This window comes from Sphingomonas sp. GW821-FHT09B04, assembly GCF_059418285.1.
In genome coordinates this window covers 259598-275417 of record NZ_JBWKPO010000003.1, presented here as the reverse complement: position 1 = coordinate 275417, position 15820 = coordinate 259598, and the positions used below count along the sequence as shown (strand labels likewise).

Sequence of the window (15820 nt, the reverse complement as noted above, 5' to 3'; positions counted from 1 at the left end):
GGCCCGATGAACGTCGATTTGTTCGATTTCGAGCTGCCGCCGGAGCGGATCGCGCTCCGGCCTGCCGCACCGCGCGATTCGGCACGGCTCCTGCTGCTCGACGGTACACGTACCGAGGACCGCGCGGTCAGCGAACTGCCAGCGCTGCTCGCACCGGGCGACCTGCTCGTCTTCAACGACACCCGCGTCATCCCGGCCCAGCTCGAAGGCATGCGCGGCGCCCGTGATGACGGCACGCAAAGCGTGCCTGGCGCGAAAATCGGCGCCACACTCCACAAACGGGAAGGGCCGCGCCACTGGATCGCCTTCATTCGCAATGCCAAGAGGCTGCGCGTTGGCGAGACGATCGACTTTGGCAACGGCGTCAGCGCGGTAGCTGAGGCACGTCACGACGACGGCAGCTTCACCCTGTTCTTCCCCGGTGACGAGCCGGTCGAACTGCTGCTCGAACGCGCCGGCCGGATGCCGCTCCCGCCCTATATCGCGGCCAAGCGTCCCACCGATGCGCGCGACGCCGATGACTATCAGACGATGTTCGCGAACGAGCCGGGCGCGGTCGCCGCCCCCACCGCCGCGCTTCACTTCACGCCCGGTCTCATGTCGGCACTCGAAGCCGCGGGAATCGGGCACACCACCCTAACGCTCCATGTCGGCGCGGGCACCTTCCTGCCGGTCAAGGCGGACGACACCGAAGACCACCGGATGCATGCCGAATGGGGCCGGATCGACGCCGCGACCGCGGACAAGCTCAACGCGGTTCGCGCCGCGGGTGGCCGGGTGATCGCCGTCGGCACCACCAGCCTGCGCCTGATCGAGAGCGCGAGCGGAGAAGACGGCATCATCCGCCCGTTCGAGGGCGACACCGCAATCTTCATCACCCCGGGCTACCGCTTCCGCGGGATCGACGGCCTCGTCACCAACTTCCACCTGCCCCGCTCGACCCTGTTCATGCTGGTATCATCGCTGATGGGACTGGACCGTATGCAGGCCGCCTACGCCCACGCTATTGCGGAGGGCTACCGCTTCTATAGCTATGGCGACGCCAGCCTGCTCCTGCCCGGAAAGCCCGCATGATCCTTCTTGCCCTCGCCGCCGCCCTTGCAGCACAACAGCAGCCGCCCGCACCCGGCGTACCGCTCCAGCCGCCGCCGCCCGGCGCTGAGCCGATCCCGCTGATGATCGCAGAGCCGGTCGCGATGGCGATCGCCGCGTTCGACGCGGACGGCGACGGCATCGTCACCCGCGCCGAATATGACGCGGGCGTGCGCAAAAGTTTTGAGGCAGTGGCCAAGGGCCAGCCCTCGATCGGCTATATCCAGTTCGGCGACTGGTCGGAGCGCTGGCTGGGTAACCGCAACGCGCTCCCCAGCCCGTTCGAGGTCGATCAGGACGGCGACAACCGCATCAGCCTGGCTGAGCTTCAGGCGCGCTTCGCGATTTTCTTCACCCGCTTCGATCGCGACAAGAATGGCTCGATCGCACGCAGCGAACTGCTCACGACGCGCCCGCTGCCGCAGCCCGGCGGACGCCCGGGCGACGAGGATCGCCGCCCGAAACGCCGCTAGGGGCTACAGCGAACGATCGGCGTAGATCGCCATCGCCTCCGCGATGAACGCCGCTGTTCCGGGCAGCGCGCCATCGTCATAGGTGCCCCGGAACTCCGGGTTCTCGACATAGACGCGCCCCAGCCCCCTGAACGCCGCGGCGTCAGGGTTCCAGCTGTGGCAGACCCACTTATAATGCCGCCCCGTCACCGCCTGCGCGGCATCCGATCCGGGCTCGACGCCCTCGGCGAACAGCCGCTGGAAGTCGCCGCGGATCGCCTCCATCTCGGCCTGGATCTGTGCGACCTGCTCCCTGGACATGCTCCGCGCCTTCGCCTGCGCCGCGTACACCTTGTCCTCACCCCAGAACGCCACGGCCTCGCGCTCCCAGCGCTCGCGGGTCTCCGGCGCGATGCCGGCGTAATATTCATTGTCTTCCATCGTCTCATCCTTTTCGAGCGACGCGATCGTGCGGTCGATCGTGCGGATGAGGTCGCGATACTGGTCGATCCGTGCGCCCAGCGCGTCCCGGTGACTCCGGAGCGCCACCAGCGGATCGAACGCCGGATCGTCGAGGATCGAACCGATCTCGCCGAGCGCCAGTCCCAGTTCGCGATAGAACAGGATCTGCTGCAGCCGCAGCAGCTCCGTCCGGCTATAATAGCGGTAGCCATTGGCCCCGACATGCGCCGGCCTGAGCAGCCCGATCGCATCATAATGGTGGAGCGTCCGCACGCTGATACGCGCCGCCTTCGCCACCTGCCTTACCGTTCGCATGTCGTTCCTCATCTTCACGCGAATCACCTATCGGGGATGACGCAACGTGAGGGTCAAGCACCCCTGAAATTGTCTGTTCCGTGTCCTAGCATCACATGGCACCGAAGAGGTAAGGCAGCGCCATGCACGGTTCGCACAGTCATTCCGGCCATTCGCATGCCGGCCACAGCCACGCTCCCGCGGACTTCGGCCGCGCCTTCGCGATCGGCACCGCACTCAATCTCGCCTTCGTGGTGGTTGAGGGGGCGGCGGGCATCATCACCGGATCGATGGCGCTGCTCGCGGATGCCGGACACAATCTGTCCGACGTTCTCGGCCTGCTGATCGCCTGGGGCGGCGCATCGCTCGCCAAGCGGCCTGCGTCGCGCCGGTTCACCTATGGCCTCTCCAGTTCGACCATCCTCGCCGCGCTCGCCAATGCCGTACTGCTGCTGGTCGCGGTCGGCGCGATCGCCCTCGAGGCGGTTCAGCGCTTCCAGGATCCGCCCCCGGTTCAGGGGCTGACCGTGATGATCGTCGCGGGGATCGGCATCCTCATCAACGGCGGCACCGCGCTAATGTTCGCCAGTGGCCGCAAAGGCGACATCAACATCCGCGGCGCCTATCTCCATATGGCGGCGGATGCCGGCGTGTCGGCGGGCGTGGTGATCGCCGGCGGCTTCATCCTGTTCACCGGCGCGTCGTGGATCGATCCGGCGATCAGCCTGGTCATCGTCGCCGCAATCCTGTGGAGCACCTGGGGGCTGTTGCGCGATTCAGTGACGATGGCGCTCCACGCCGTACCGGCTGGCATCGATCCCGAAAAGGTCGAGGATACCCTCGCCACGCTGCCCGGCGTCACCCGCGTCCACGACCTTCATATCTGGCCGATGAGCACGACCGAATCGGCACTGACCGCACACCTGCTGATGCCCGACGGTCATCCCGGCGACGCGTTCCTCGACGATGCCCAGCGCCGACTCGAACATGACTTCGGCATTGGTCATGCGACGCTCCAGATCGAGGTCGGAGACGGCGACCCCTGCCGCCTCCGCGACGGGCACAGCCACGGACACGATGCCCACAAGCATGACGGGCATGATCATGACGACCACAGTCACGACGGCCACAGCCATGGCTGAACCGGGCCCTCGGCTCGTGATCTTCGACTTCGACGGCACCCTTTCCGACAGTGGCGGCTGGTTCCTTTCGATCGTGGACCACCTCTCCGACCGCTACGGATTCCGTCGCATCGGCAAGCACGAGGTTGAACCGTTGCGTCGCATGCCGACGCACGATGTGATCCGTCACATCGGCATCCCGCGCTGGCGGCTGCCGTTCATCGCCCGCTATGTCCGCCGCCTGTTCGGTCGCCATACGCATCAGGTGCACCTGTTCGATGGCGTTCCGGAGATGCTCGCCGCGATTGAGGCTGCCGGCATCCCCATCGCCGTCGTCACCTCGAACAGCGAGGCCAATGCCCGCGCGGTGCTCGGTCCGGAAAATGCGAGGCGTATCAGTTGGTGGGCGTGCGGCGCCTCATTGTTCGGCAAAGCGCCCAAGTTCCGCAAGGTGCTCAAAGCCAGCGGTGTCCCGCCGCATCAGGTGCTGTCGATCGGTGATGAAACCCGCGACATCGACGCCGCGCGCGAAACCGGCGTCCGCGCGGGTGCCGCGCTATGGGGCTATGCCAATCCCGACGCGCTCGCTCATCTCAAGCCTGATTTCGCCTTTGAGAACCCGCAGGCGGTGACCGCCTATCTCACCTCATCCGAAGTGGATCGCTAGCCAGACCGTCGGGACATCCGGGTCGGTTCGCGTAACCCAATGCCGCGTCCCGCCCGGGATCAGCAGATAGTCTCCCGGGCCCAGCGCCGCCTCGCCCTTCCCCTCCAGCCGGATCGCGGCGCTTCCGGCGAGCAACAGCACCCATTCGTCGGCATCCTGGACGAACGGAGCGCCCTCCGGCGTCGCCTGCCCGCCCGACACGATCCGCTCGATCCGCACGCCCGGCCGGGCGAGCAATTCGGTGAACACCTCGCCCGCGGCAGCGGACGGCATCGGCGCGAACAGGTTGGCGATCTGCAGCTTGTCCATGCGGATTTTGTTGCGTCCTTTGCGGCGAAGGTCAAAGGGCAGCACATGCCCCGTTTCGATTTCACCATCCACGCCACCGACGGCAAGGCGCGCACCGGCACGATTGCGATGCAGCGCGGCGAGATCCGTACCCCTGCCTTTATGCCCGTCGGCACCGCTGCCACGGTCAAGGCGATGAAGCCGCAGGACGTGCGCGCGTCAGGCGCCGATATCCTGCTCGGTAACACCTATCACCTGATGCTCCGCCCCGGCGCGGAGCGGGTCGACCGTCTCGGCGGGTTGCACGGCTTCATGGGCTGGGATCGCCCGATCCTGACCGACAGCGGCGGCTATCAGGTGATGAGCCTGTCGGAACTCACCAAACGCAGCGAGGAAGGCATCGTCTTCAAGTCGCACCTCGACGGCTCGCGCCACATGCTCAGCCCCGAGCGGTCGATGGAAATCCAACGCCTGCTCGGCTCCAACATCGTCATGGCGTTCGACGAGCTCGTCCCGACCACGTCGTCCCGCGAGGTGCAGGCCGCGGCAATGGAACGCTCGATGCGCTGGGCGAAGCGTTCGCGCGACGGCTTCGACGCCGGCGGCGCGCATGCGGAGAACAATGCGCTGTTCGGCATCCAGCAGGGCGCGCTCGACCAGGGGCTGCGCAAGGCCAGCGCCGACGCACTGCTCGACATCGGCTTTGACGGGTACGCCGTGGGCGGCCTCGCGGTCGGCGAGGGGCAAGAGGCGATGTTCGCCTGCCTCGACTATGCCCCCGGCCAGCTCGACCCGAACAAGCCGCGCTACCTGATGGGCGTCGGCAAGCCCGATGACATCGTCGGCGCGGTCGAACGCGGGATCGACATGTTCGATTGCGTCCTCCCCACCCGCTCAGGCCGCACCGGACAGGCCTTCACGCGGCAAGGCCCGATCAACATCCGCAACGCGAAGTTCGCCGAGGATCAGGGGCCGCTCGATCCGGCTTGCGCCTGCCCGACCTGCGGCACCTTCACCCGCGCCTATGTCCACCATCTCGTCCGCGCGGGCGAGATCCTCGGCGCGATGCTGATGACCGAGCATAATCTGTACTTCTATCAGGCGCTGATGGCCGATCTGCGCGCGGCGATTGCCGAAGGCCGCCTGACCGCCTTCGCCAATGATTTCCGCGCTACCTATTATGGCAAAGGCTGATTGCGCCGCTGGCTCCGGAGTCTTACTCCTGTGCAACAGAGGAGTATCCAGTGACCGACAAGACTGACGAACAAGACGAAATCGCGAACGAGATCACCGCCGCCGCCCGCGCCGCACGCGAGACCGCAGAGCGCGCCGAAGGCACTCCCAAGCCTGGCGACGACAAGAAATGGCCTCTGACCAAAATCGGCATCGGCATCGGATCTGCAGCGCTCGCCGCCGCGGTGATTTACGCCGCCCGCACCCGCAAGAAAGACTGACCTCCCTCCCCTTCCGACCGGAGACCCTGATGCGCCTGACCCGCACCGCGCTCTGCCTGAGCGCCGCCCTGCTCCCCTTCGCCGCCCATGCGCAGACCGCCGCTCCGGCGACCGCAAAGGAGATCAAGGTTGCCCCGCTCGCCTATACCGAGCGCACGCTTCCCAACGGGCTCAAGGTCTATGCGATCCGCGATACCTCGACCGCCAATGTCTCGGTTCAGGTCTGGTACGACGTCGGCAGCAAGGACGATCCCGCGGGCAAATCCGGCTTCGCGCACATGTTCGAGCATCTGATGTTCAAGGGCACGCGCAATCTGGTCGACGAGCAGATGGACCGGCTGACGGAGGATGTCGGCGGCTATAACAACGCCTCGACCAATTCAGACTACACCAATTATTTCGAGGTCGTCCCCGCCAACCATCTCGAACGCCTGTTGTTCGCCGAGGGCGACCGCATGGCCAGCCTTGTCGTCACTGAGAAGGTGTTCGCCAGCGAGCGCGATGTGGTGAAAGAGGAACTGCGCAACCGCGTCCTCGCCTCGCCCTATGGCAAGCTCTTCTACATCTACTTCCCCAACATCTCCTATTCGACGCATCCTTATGCCCGCCCCGGCATCGGCAGCATCGAGGATCTCGACGCCGCGACGATCGGCGACATCCGTGCCTTCCACGCCACCTATTACCGGCCCGACAACGCCGTTCTGGTGGTCGCAGGCAATTTCGATCCGGCCCAGTTAGACAAATGGGTAGACAAATACTTCGCCGGAATCGCGAAGCCCAACCGCCCGATTCCGCGCGTCACCGTCGCCGAGCCGCCGCGCACCACTGCGACGCGCCAGACGGTCTATGAGACGAACACCCCGCTCCCCGCGGTGTTGCTGAGCTACCAGCTTCCAGCCGACAACGATCCCGACACGCCTGCGCTCGCGGTGCTCGACGGCATTCTTTCGGGGGGCGAGAATTCGCGGCTCTACCGCAATCTCGTCTACCGCGATCAGCTTGCCGCGCAGGCCGACACCTTCCTCGACACCCGCCAGTCGACCGGCTCCTATGCGATGTACGCGATCCTCGCGGGCGGCAAACCGGCCGAAGAGGGCGAGAAGGCGATGCGCCGCGAGATCGCCGATCTGCGCGACAAGCCGGTCACCGACGCCGAGCTGGCCGAGGCGAAGAACGAGATCCTCACCGCCTCGCTCAAGAGCCGCGAGACTGCCGAGGGCAAGGCATCAACCCTCGCCAATGCGATCATCGTCAGCCGCGACCCCAAGGCGGCCGATCAACAGCTTGCAGCCGTCGCCCGGGTCACCGCCGCCGACGTCCAGCGCGTCGCGCGCAAATATCTCGGCGACAACCAGTCCGCCGCGCTGATCTACCTGCCCGATGCCATGGCCAAGGGCGCGAAGGGCGACACCATCGCGGTCGCCTCGACCGTCAAGGTCGCGCCGCTGGTCGTCCCCAACGACGTCGTTATCCATACGCAGGCGCCCGAAGGCCAGCGCATCGCCGTCCCCGCGCCCGGCGCCGCGATCTCTCCAGTAATCCCGAAGGCCACGGAGACCAAACTCGCCAACGGCCTGCGCGTGATCGTGGTCGAGAAGCGCGACCTGCCGATTGTCACCGCCACTGTTGTCAGCACGGCGGGCGGCGGGCGCGATCCCGTGGGCAAGGCCGGCACCGCGTCGCTCGCCGCCGATCTCATGACCAAAGGTACCACCACCCGCTCCGCCGAGCAGATCGCGCAGCAGGTGGAGTCGCTCGGCGGCTCGATCGGCGCCGGCGCCGATTGGGACGCGGCGTTCGCCACGGTCACGGTCAAGGCCGATCAGGTCGACCCCGCGCTCGCAATCCTCGCCGATGTCGCGCGCAATCCGGCTTTCGCGCAGGAAGAGATCGACCGCGCGCGCAAGCAATCGCTCGACGGCGTCGCCGTCCAGCTCAAGGATCCCGCCGCGCTGTCGGGCATCGTCGCCAGCCGCGCGGTGTTCGGCGATCGGGCCTATGGCAATTTGCTCTCGGGGACGCCTACGTCGCTCCCACGCATCACCCGCGACGACATTTTGACAGCCTATCGCCGCGCGTGGAGCCCCACCCAGTCAGCGCTCGTCGTGGTCGGCGACATCGCGAGCAAGGACGCCACCGCGCTCGCGCAGAAGCTGTTCGGCGACTGGAAGACCGACGGCATCACCATCTCCCCCAGCGAGCGCATTGTTCAACCCAAGCCGCGCGTGATCGTCGTCGACATGCCCGGCGCGGGTCAGGCGGGCGTGGTCATCGCCCGCCCGGGTATCGCGCGCGACGACAAGGATTTCTACGCGGCACAGGTCGCCAACGCCACGCTCGGCGTCGGCTTCACCTCGCGCCTCAACCGTGAGATCCGGATCAAGCGCGGCCTCGCTTATGGCGCAGGCAGCAGCGTCGATACCCGCAAGCTGACGGGAATCGTGACCGCCTCGACCCAGACCAAGAACCCTTCGGCACCCGAGGTGGTCTCGCTAATCGCCGCCGAGATGAAGAAGCTCGGCGAAGCCCCCGTCCCCGCCACCGAACTCGATTCGCGCAAGGCGGTGCTGGTCGGCGGCTTTGGCCGTCGGATCGAACGGACCGACGGCATCGCCGGCGCGCTCGCCGACTATGTCGCCGAGGGTGTACCGCTCGACACGCTGAGCAGCTACATCCCCTCGATCCAGGGCGTCGACCCGGCGAAGGTCCAGGCCGCGGCGAGGAAGGTGCTCGACCCGACCGGCGCCAGCATCGTCGTCGTCGGCGACGCCAAGCTGTTCGTCGATGAACTGCGCAAGGCGCATCCGAACCTCGAGGTGATCCCGGCCACATCACTCAACCTCGACAGCGCGACGTTGAAATAGGATTTACAGTCGCCCCGGCCTTGAGCCGGGGCCGGGGCGTCCTGCTTTGAAATGTTGAAGCACGAATCCGAGGCGCGACTGCGCAACGGCAGGACTGACGCGGCAGCAGCCCTACTCACAAGATCTGTAGATTCCTCATAATTCGCTCATGACCATTCGCCCCGCCGCGTTCAACGAAGAGCGCGTCAACGAAGGGGTGGTATGCATCAGATCGATTTCGGCGGATTCCGACGCCACACAAAATACTACGCGGTGCTCAATCTGGTCCCCTTCCTGCTCTGGTTCGTCAGCGCCTGGAGCAATGCGGTCGGATTCCTGCTGACCCTGTTTGTACTGCCCGCAATCTACCTGATCGCGGTGGTGGTGACATGCCGCTGGTCGCTTGTGGCCTGGCGTAGCGGCAAAGCCGAAACGCCTTGGCGATGGCGTTTCGCGGTTGCCTTTTTCCCTATGGCGCTGTTCGGACTCTCTGTTCTTTTCTTCAGCCCGTTGGCGAAGGCCGGGGATATGGCGGGTGCCCTTACGCGGTTGGCAATCAATCACCACCGCTACGAAGCCATCATCGCCGAAGCGTCTGCTAATCCCGTTGGTCAATTTTACGAAACCGCCAATGGCATCACCTACTCGGTAGATGCCGGTCCGCCAGTCCGGGTCGCGTTCAATCCCGAAGGCTTCCTCGATAATTGGTCCGGGGTCATTTACGATCCCACCGGTGAGGTCATGCGGGCTGACGGTTGGGATCCGGCAAGCGGCAAGTTCCGCGCACCTGATCGCATTACCAAGATATTTGGTGGAGACCTTGTCGCGTGCCGCCACCTTTGGGGCGACTATTATGACTGCTCCTTCACCTGATCGGCTCCGTCCGCATTCCAGAGTCTTACCTTAACCACCAACCGTCTCGCCACGGGACGGCCCCAAATCCGGGGCAGAAAATTCACCCGTTCTGCGCTAAGGGGACCGCCTGACGAGGCCATTGCCTCGCATGGGAACCCATCGTGCTGCGGCAATTCACGCGACTACAGCTTCGGGGAATCGTGGCGGCGCTGCTGGTGTCGCTGGTCGGCGTGGGCATGTCTGCGCACGCCGGCTTCGCGGTGCTGAGCGCAGGTGACGAACGCGTGCACCTCGTCGGCCCGGCCCCTGTCGGCTATGAGGCTGACGATCATTTCCCCGGTGCGGCCTATTATCAGCTCGCCAGCGACGAAACCGCTGCTCCCGCCGCGGGCGTTACCGGCACCGTAGCGCTGCCCACGGGACCGGAGCCGGCGAACTACCTGCCCGATCCCACGTTGCGCCCCGCCGCGCCCTTCGTGATGCGCGGCACCCCACAGGACAAGGCGCGCGCGCTCGAATGCCTCACCACCGCTATCTACTACGAGGCGGCGAACGAACCCGATGACGGCCAGCGCGCGGTGGCACAGGTGATCCTCAACCGCGTCCGCCATCCGACTTTCCCCGCCACCGTGTGCGGCGTGATCTATCAGGGATCGGAAAAAGCCGGCTGCCAGTTCAGCTATGCCTGCGATGGCGCGATGGCTCGCACGCCGTCGCGCGCCGCGTGGCTGCGTGCCTCGCGCGTCGCCGCCTCAGCGCTGGCGGGCGAGGTATTCGCGCCGGTCGGCATGGCGACGCACTATCACACCTATGCAGTCACCCCGTCGTGGAACCGCAGCCTGGTGATGACCGGCGTTTTCGGCGCGCACTTCTTCCACCGGTGGAAGGGCTATTGGGGGACCGGTGCAGCGTTCAGGCAGGCCTATCATGGCGGCGAACCCTATCCCGGCCCGCATCCCCGCGCCGTTACCGCGGCGCAGATCGCAGCGGCAGCGGCCGCCGCGACGGTACCGATGCCCACAGCGATGCCCGAATCCGCTGTCGCGCAGCCGCGCTCAGCGCCTGTTCCCGTCCAGCAGGAATATGTTCGCAGCGGCGATGTCCGCCCCGAATATACCGCGGCGCCCGACTCGCAGGTCCTCGACAAGTGGAAGGACAGCGGTCAGCCGCTGCGCTGAAACGAAACGGCCTCCACCCCGGCAGGGCAGAGGCCGTCATTCGATTAGCTGTTCAGTGCCTTAGCGACGATAGTTCCGGTCATTCCGCTCCCAGCGGATCTTGCGCGACAGCGCATCGAACCGGCGGTCGAGATCGCGGCGCTCGGCCATCGTCAGCCCGGGAGCCGAACGGCGGTAGCGGTGCTCGAGGTTGGCGATCCCGCGGAACTCGTCACGCAGCCGCGCAGCCTCGCGCCGGTTGAGCTGGCCCGAACGCACACCGCGGTCGATCCGCTGGTCGAGCTGCGCCTGACGCTGGTTGATCCCCTGCCAGCTGCCATGCTGGGCCGAAGCGGCAGGAATGGTGGCTGCGGCGATGCCAAGGCCGGCGATCAGCATTGCGATCTTCTTCATCTCTGTTCTCCTCACTCAAACCGGACCGTTCTTGCGGTCGAATGTCGTTATCCCCGCGGTCTGTCGCAGCAATTTCACCAAAGCCGTGCTTTTGTGTCGCCGAGTGTCGCAACCGCGCGGGGTTCGTTCATCTTCGACAGCGGCACGTGTGTATTATTTGGACAAGACACCTTGTCAGATCGTTCGAAAGGAACCATCTTCAAGCCATGCTGAATCTGGTCTCTATTGTCGTCGGCGTCGTCGCCCTTCCGGTGATGCTGCTCGGTCTCATCCCGTTCTTCGGCTGGCTCAACTATCTGGTGATCCCGCTCACGGTGCTTGGCGCTGCACTGGGCGCCCTGTCGGATTCGAACACCGGCAGGAACCTCAACCTCGTCGTGCTGGTGGTCGGTTTCGTCAGGCTGTGGCTCGGCGGGTTCTTCTTCTGAGCGCAGCGATTCGTCCTCCTTTCCTGACCCCACCGTAACGGGCGGGGCAGAATCGGCTTGCACGATCTGCCTGCAATTACAGGCACTTGGCGCCCGGATAAGCGAACAGCAGATCGCTGCCCTCAGAGGCTGCGAGCCGGTCACGCCGTCGGGCATCCGCAAGGCGCGATCGCCGCACACAGCGTGTCGGCATCAACCGGTTCATGCGTACCGAATGAAATCGTCGAATCGGGGTCTGCCGCGAGAATCACACAGCATTCGTCCTTACCCCGCGGCAGACTCCGCTCACGCGCCTGTTCGCCATCGGGCGAAGGATCGGCGAATCCCGACCAGAGCTGGTGTCGTACCCAGGGTTTCTCGACCCTGTGCGTGACGAGAAGCGTCACAGATATCTGGCTTCTACGCGGAATTCACGACGTGCAGGCAACGCCTCACCGACCGCCTTCGATCCGCTTCGCCGCGCGCGCCGCGAAAATCGTCTCACCGGACCACATCACACGCGGCCGGCGGGCAGCTTGCACAGCCGAAATGCGCGCTTGGCGCATCTCCAAACACGCTTTAAGAACCGCGCCATGCGTATGCTTTCGATCCGTCCGCTCGCCCTTATTCTCGTCGCAGCCGTAGCCCTTACCGGTTGCAACCGAGGTGGCGGCACCCGCACTGACCTGCCCTATGTCGCGCGCGACGTGGGCACGCTTTACACGGCGGGCAAGGACCGGCTCGACAGCGGCCAGTACAAGCTCGCCGCGGCGCTGTTCGACGAGGTCGAGCGCCAGCACCCCTATTCGATCTGGGCACGCCGCGCGCAGTTGATGGGCGCGTTCGCCTATTATCTCGACCGCAACTACACTCAGGCGATCCAGTCGTCGCAGCGCTTCCTTGCCGTCCACCCCGGCAACCGCGATGCGCCCTATGCCTATTATCTGATCGCGCTCAGCTATTATGAGCAGATCAGCGACGTCACGCGCGACCAGAAGATCACCCAGCAGGCACTCGACGCGCTGGGCGAGCTCAACCGCCGCTACCCCAACACCCGCTACGCCGCCGACGCGCGGCTCAAGGTCGATCTCGTCCGCGACCACCTTGCAGGCAAGGAGATGGAGGTCGGTCGTTACTATCAGGTGCGCGGCCAGTGGCTCGCCTCGATCACGCGCTTCCGCACCGTGATCGACACCTATCAGACCACTACCCACACGCCCGAAGCGCTGATGCGCCTGACCGAATCCTATCTCGCGCTCGGTGTGAAGGAAGAGGCGAAGAAGGCCGCGGCCGTGCTCGGCGCCAACTACCCTGGCACGCAATGGTACCAGCGCGCCTATGACCTGATCGGCAAGCATGGCGAGGCGGTGCCCGTCCCCGCCGCTGCGGCCGCGACCGCGCCGAAGCTGGACGAGGTGCCCAAGCCCAAGCCCGTCGACGACGAAACCAAGTAAGACGCGGCGCCCCAATGAAACGCCTTTGCAAAGGCGGAACAAAAAGGGGTAACAGCGGTCGATGCTGACCGGCCTCAACATCCGCGACGTGGTGCTGATCGAGGCGCTCGACCTCGATTTCCGCGCCGGCCTCGGCGTGCTCACCGGCGAAACCGGCGCGGGCAAGTCGATCCTGCTCGATTCGCTTGGCCTCGCGCTTGGGATGCGCGCCGATAGCGGCCTCGTCCGTCAGGGTGCAACGCAAGCGGTCGTCACCGCCAGTTTCGAGCTGGCCGACCCGGCCCCGGTAGCGACGCTCCTCGCCGAAAACGGCCTCGACTTCGACCCCAGCGAACCCCTGCTTATCCGCCGCATCGTCAAGGCCGATGGCGGCAGCCGCGCCTTCGTCAACGATTCGCCTGCCTCCGCCGCGCTGTTGCGCGAGCTCGGCGCGTTCCTCGTCGAGATTCACGGCCAGCATGATGATCGTGGCTTGCTGAATCCGCGCGGCCACCGCGCGCTGCTCGACACCTTTGGCCGGCTCGACACCGATGGCGTCGCTGACGCGCATCGCGCCTTCCGCGCTGCCGAAGAGGAGCTGACCGCCGCGCGCACCGAACAGGAAACGGCTGCGCGCGACCGCGAATGGCTCGAGCACGCCGTCGCCGAACTTACCGCGCTCGCCCCCGAATCCGGCGAAGAAGAACAACTTGCCGAACGCCGCGCATCGATGCAGCGCGGTGAGAAAATCGCGGGTGAGCTCCAGGCGATCGCCGACCTTGTCGACGGCAGCGACGGCGCACTCACGCGGCTGCGGCAGGCCGCGCGCATCCTTGAGCGAATCGCCGATGACCACCCGGCCCTCACCGAATCGCTCGCCGCGCTCGACCGCGCGCTGATCGAAGGCAGCACCACGCAGGAGAAGGTCGATGAGGCCGCCGAAGCGCTCGCCTTCGATCCGCGAGCGCTCGAAGCGGACGAGGCGCGACTGTTCGAGCTGCGCGGTCTCGCGCGGAAACACCGTGTCCAGCCCGACGATCTCGCCGAGCTGACCGAAACCCTCGCCGCGCGCCTGACGCGGATCGAGGGTGGCGAAGACACGATCCACCGCCTCGAAGCTGCGCTCGCGCAAGCCGAGACCACCTACACCACCGCCGCTCAATCGCTCTCTGTCGCACGCACCGCCGCCGCTACGCGCCTCGACACCGCGGTCGCCACCGAACTCGCGCCCCTCAAGCTCGACGCCGCGCGCTTCCGCACCGTCGTCGATCCGCTCCCGCGCGATCAATGGTCGGCGTCGGGCCGTGACCGGGTTGAGTTCGAGGTGTCGACCAACCCCGGCGCGCCCTTCGCCCCGCTCATCAAGATCGCCTCGGGCGGCGAACTCTCGCGCTTCATCCTCGCGCTCAAGGTCGCGCTCGCCGAAGAGGGCGGCGCGCGCACCCTGATCTTCGACGAGATCGACCGCGGCGTCGGCGGCGCGGTCGCCAGCGCGATCGGCGAGCGCCTCGCCCGCCTCGCCAGCGACGCGCAATTGCTCGTCGTCACCCACAGCCCGCAGGTCGCGGCGCGCGGCGGGCATCACCTGCTCATCGCCAAAAGCCATGATGGCCTCGTCACCCGCACGGGCGTTCGTGCGCTGGATGATGACGCCCGTCGAGAAGAAATTGCCCGTATGCTCTCCGGCGCCCAAATCACCGACGAGGCCCGCGCTCAGGCCGTTCGTCTGCTGGAGACCGCATGATTCGAATTCTGTCCGTCATCGCCACACTCGCGATCGCCACCTCCGCCAGCGCGCAGAAAATCCCGCCCATCTCGCTCGAACTCACCGTCACCGGTCAACCCGCGCACGTCACGCGCACGGACGGTACGCAGATCGCCTACGAACTGCGCGTCTCCAGCTTCCATCGCTCGCCGCTCCGACTGAACAGGCTGGACATCCTCGACGGCGAGGGCCGCACCCTCGGCAGCTATGAAGGCGACAAGCTGACAGCGCTGATCGGCGGCCAATGGGTCGCAAAGGATGCCGACCGCACGCTGCTCGCGCCCGCATCGCACGCGACGATCTTCGTCAACCAGCCCGTCGAACGCCCCGTCGCGGTGATCCGCCACCGGATCACCTACACGATCGCCGAACGCCCCCCGGTCACGATCGAGAGTGCCCCGCGCACCGTCGCCGCCACCCCGAGCGCCTTTGGACCGCCGATCCGCGGCGGTATCTGGTCGGCGGTCTATCAGCCGGCAATGGAGTTCGGTCACCGCCGCTATATCTATGCCCTGAACGGCACGCCGCGCGTCCCCGGTCGCTTCGCGATCGATTTCTTCCACGCCGATCGTAATCCCAAAGAGCCGCGCTACGCCGTCGATCCCGGGTTCGGCGCAGAGGTGATCGCAGTCGCCGACGGCCGCGTGATCGCCGCCCGCGACGATTTCGCAGACCCCATCCAGCGCAATCCCAACGAGGCGAGCGACCCGGAAAACGCCACCGGCAACTACGTCGCGATCGATATCGGCAGCGGCCGCGTCGTCTTCTACGAACATCTGAAGCAGGGCCTGTCGGTCAGGCAAGGCGACCGCGTGCGCCGTGGCCAATTGCTCGGCCGGGTCGGCGCCACCGGTCAGGTCGGCGGCACGCATCTCCACTTCCATGTCGCCGACGCCAACTCCCCGCTCGGCGCCGAAGGCCTGCCCTTCGCGCTCGACACGTTCGATCAGGTCGGCAGCTGGTCGACGATCGATCAGGCCTTTTCAGGCGAGCGCTGGCAGCCCGCCACCCCGCGCCGCTCCACAGCCGCGATGCCATCACCGAACGTGGTAGTACGGTTTCCCTAGACCCCATCCCAACCGTCACCCCGGCCTTGTGCCGGGGTCCACCGGGAGG

The 15820-nt window shown here is 66.1% G+C and carries 16 protein-coding genes; 13 read left to right on the top strand and 3 right to left on the bottom strand.

What is annotated here, in order from left to right; all coding sequences use genetic code 11:
- The first annotated feature begins 6 nt into the window (after window positions 1-6).
- Entirely contained in the window at window positions 7-1074 is a 1068-nt protein-coding gene (gene queA / locus AC07NK_RS10840; protein WP_495170602.1) for a tRNA preQ1(34) S-adenosylmethionine ribosyltransferase-isomerase QueA, read from the top strand.
- The gene (locus tag AC07NK_RS10835; RefSeq protein ID WP_495170601.1) at window positions 1071-1565 is read left to right on the top strand and encodes an EF-hand domain-containing protein; all 495 of its coding nucleotides are present in this window, start codon (window positions 1071-1073) and stop codon (window positions 1563-1565) included. The genes queA and AC07NK_RS10835 overlap by 4 nt, the downstream gene beginning before the upstream one ends.
- A 3-nt stretch (window positions 1566-1568) precedes the next feature.
- Here AC07NK_RS10835 and AC07NK_RS10830 read toward each other — a convergent pair whose 3' ends face one another.
- On the bottom strand, window positions 1569-2321 hold the full coding sequence (locus tag AC07NK_RS10830; RefSeq protein WP_495170600.1) for a MerR family transcriptional regulator: 753 nt from the start codon (window positions 2319-2321) through the stop codon (window positions 1569-1571).
- A gap of 122 nt (window positions 2322-2443) precedes the next feature.
- On the opposite strand from AC07NK_RS10830, the gene AC07NK_RS10825 reads away from it, so the two are divergent.
- Together AC07NK_RS10825 and AC07NK_RS10820 are read left to right on the top strand one after the other, a co-directional pair.
- Window positions 2444-3442 carry a cation diffusion facilitator family transporter gene (locus tag AC07NK_RS10825; protein ID WP_495170599.1) on the top strand — a complete coding sequence of 333 codons (999 nt, stop codon included), beginning with the start codon at window positions 2444-2446 and terminating at the stop codon, window positions 3440-3442.
- The gene (locus AC07NK_RS10820) at window positions 3435-4088 is read left to right on the top strand and encodes an HAD hydrolase-like protein (protein ID WP_495170598.1); all 654 of its coding nucleotides are present in this window, start codon (window positions 3435-3437) and stop codon (window positions 4086-4088) included. Before AC07NK_RS10825 ends, AC07NK_RS10820 begins: the two co-directional genes overlap by 8 nt.
- On the opposite strand, the gene AC07NK_RS10815 is transcribed toward AC07NK_RS10820, so the two are convergent.
- Window positions 4068-4397: a cupin domain-containing protein gene (locus AC07NK_RS10815; protein WP_495170597.1), complete on the bottom strand. Its 330-nt coding sequence runs from the start codon at window positions 4395-4397 to the stop codon at window positions 4068-4070. The two genes, AC07NK_RS10820 and AC07NK_RS10815, sit on opposite strands and share 21 nt — an antisense overlap.
- Window positions 4398-4442: 45 nt before the next feature.
- Between AC07NK_RS10815 and tgt the strand changes: the two genes are divergently transcribed.
- From tgt to AC07NK_RS10790, 5 genes are all read left to right on the top strand, one after another.
- Window positions 4443-5570: a tRNA guanosine(34) transglycosylase Tgt gene (tgt, locus tag AC07NK_RS10810; protein WP_495170596.1), complete on the top strand. Its 1128-nt coding sequence runs from the start codon at window positions 4443-4445 to the stop codon at window positions 5568-5570.
- A gap of 50 nt (window positions 5571-5620) precedes the next feature.
- Window positions 5621-5830, top strand: coding sequence for a hypothetical protein (locus tag AC07NK_RS10805; protein ID WP_495170595.1), 210 nt, complete (start codon window positions 5621-5623; stop codon window positions 5828-5830).
- 29 nt (window positions 5831-5859) lie between these two features.
- On the top strand, window positions 5860-8694 hold the full coding sequence (locus AC07NK_RS10800; RefSeq protein WP_495170594.1) for a M16 family metallopeptidase: 2835 nt from the start codon (window positions 5860-5862) through the stop codon (window positions 8692-8694).
- Between the two features lie 201 nt (window positions 8695-8895).
- Window positions 8896-9546 (top strand): hypothetical protein, encoded by a 651-nt coding sequence (locus tag AC07NK_RS10795; protein ID WP_495170593.1) that lies wholly within the window; start codon window positions 8896-8898, stop codon window positions 9544-9546.
- Window positions 9547-9689: 143 nt separating this feature from the next.
- A complete protein-coding gene (locus AC07NK_RS10790; protein WP_495170592.1) occupies window positions 9690-10706 on the top strand; it encodes a cell wall hydrolase in 1017 nt (338 codons plus the stop codon).
- Between the two features lie 60 nt (window positions 10707-10766).
- Here the strand turns inward: AC07NK_RS10790 and AC07NK_RS10785 are convergent, their stop codons facing one another.
- Entirely contained in the window at window positions 10767-11099 is a 333-nt protein-coding gene (locus tag AC07NK_RS10785; RefSeq protein ID WP_495170591.1) for a hypothetical protein, read from the bottom strand.
- 206 nt (window positions 11100-11305) lie between these two features.
- Here AC07NK_RS10785 and AC07NK_RS10780 point away from each other — a divergent pair, with 206 nt between their 5' ends.
- The 4 genes from AC07NK_RS10780 (at window position 11306) to AC07NK_RS10765 (ending at window position 15771) form a co-directional block, all read left to right on the top strand.
- Window positions 11306-11527 carry a hypothetical protein gene (locus AC07NK_RS10780; RefSeq protein ID WP_495170590.1) on the top strand — a complete coding sequence of 74 codons (222 nt, stop codon included), beginning with the start codon at window positions 11306-11308 and terminating at the stop codon, window positions 11525-11527.
- Window positions 11528-12099: 572 nt separating this feature from the next.
- Window positions 12100-12960 carry an outer membrane protein assembly factor BamD gene (locus AC07NK_RS10775; protein ID WP_495170589.1) on the top strand — a complete coding sequence of 287 codons (861 nt, stop codon included), beginning with the start codon at window positions 12100-12102 and terminating at the stop codon, window positions 12958-12960.
- A 61-nt stretch (window positions 12961-13021) separates the two neighbouring features.
- On the top strand, window positions 13022-14683 hold the full coding sequence (recN, locus tag AC07NK_RS10770; RefSeq protein ID WP_495170588.1) for a DNA repair protein RecN: 1662 nt from the start codon (window positions 13022-13024) through the stop codon (window positions 14681-14683).
- Window positions 14680-15771 (top strand): M23 family metallopeptidase, encoded by a 1092-nt coding sequence (locus AC07NK_RS10765; protein ID WP_495170587.1) that lies wholly within the window; start codon window positions 14680-14682, stop codon window positions 15769-15771. Before recN ends, AC07NK_RS10765 begins: the two co-directional genes overlap by 4 nt.
- The last annotated feature ends 49 nt before the right edge of the window (window positions 15772-15820 follow it).

Coding starts and splice junctions, on each gene's coding strand:
- queA (WP_495170602.1), top strand. CDS start 7: ATGAACGTCGATTTGTTCGATTTCGAGCTGCCGCCGGAGCGGATCGCG.
- AC07NK_RS10835 (WP_495170601.1), top strand. CDS start 1,071: ATGATCCTTCTTGCCCTCGCCGCCGCCCTTGCAGCACAACAGCAGCCG.
- AC07NK_RS10830 (WP_495170600.1), bottom strand. CDS start 2,321: ATGCGAACGGTAAGGCAGGTGGCGAAGGCGGCGCGTATCAGCGTGCGG.
- AC07NK_RS10825 (WP_495170599.1), top strand. CDS start 2,444: ATGCACGGTTCGCACAGTCATTCCGGCCATTCGCATGCCGGCCACAGC.
- AC07NK_RS10820 (WP_495170598.1), top strand. CDS start 3,435: ATGGCTGAACCGGGCCCTCGGCTCGTGATCTTCGACTTCGACGGCACC.
- AC07NK_RS10815 (WP_495170597.1), bottom strand. CDS start 4,397: ATGGACAAGCTGCAGATCGCCAACCTGTTCGCGCCGATGCCGTCCGCT.
- tgt (WP_495170596.1), top strand. CDS start 4,443: ATGCCCCGTTTCGATTTCACCATCCACGCCACCGACGGCAAGGCGCGC.
- AC07NK_RS10800 (WP_495170594.1), top strand. CDS start 5,860: ATGCGCCTGACCCGCACCGCGCTCTGCCTGAGCGCCGCCCTGCTCCCC.
- AC07NK_RS10795 (WP_495170593.1), top strand. CDS start 8,896: ATGCATCAGATCGATTTCGGCGGATTCCGACGCCACACAAAATACTAC.
- AC07NK_RS10785 (WP_495170591.1), bottom strand. CDS start 11,099: ATGAAGAAGATCGCAATGCTGATCGCCGGCCTTGGCATCGCCGCAGCC.
- AC07NK_RS10780 (WP_495170590.1), top strand. CDS start 11,306: ATGCTGAATCTGGTCTCTATTGTCGTCGGCGTCGTCGCCCTTCCGGTG.
- AC07NK_RS10775 (WP_495170589.1), top strand. CDS start 12,100: ATGCGTATGCTTTCGATCCGTCCGCTCGCCCTTATTCTCGTCGCAGCC.
- recN (WP_495170588.1), top strand. CDS start 13,022: ATGCTGACCGGCCTCAACATCCGCGACGTGGTGCTGATCGAGGCGCTC.
- AC07NK_RS10765 (WP_495170587.1), top strand. CDS start 14,680: ATGATTCGAATTCTGTCCGTCATCGCCACACTCGCGATCGCCACCTCC.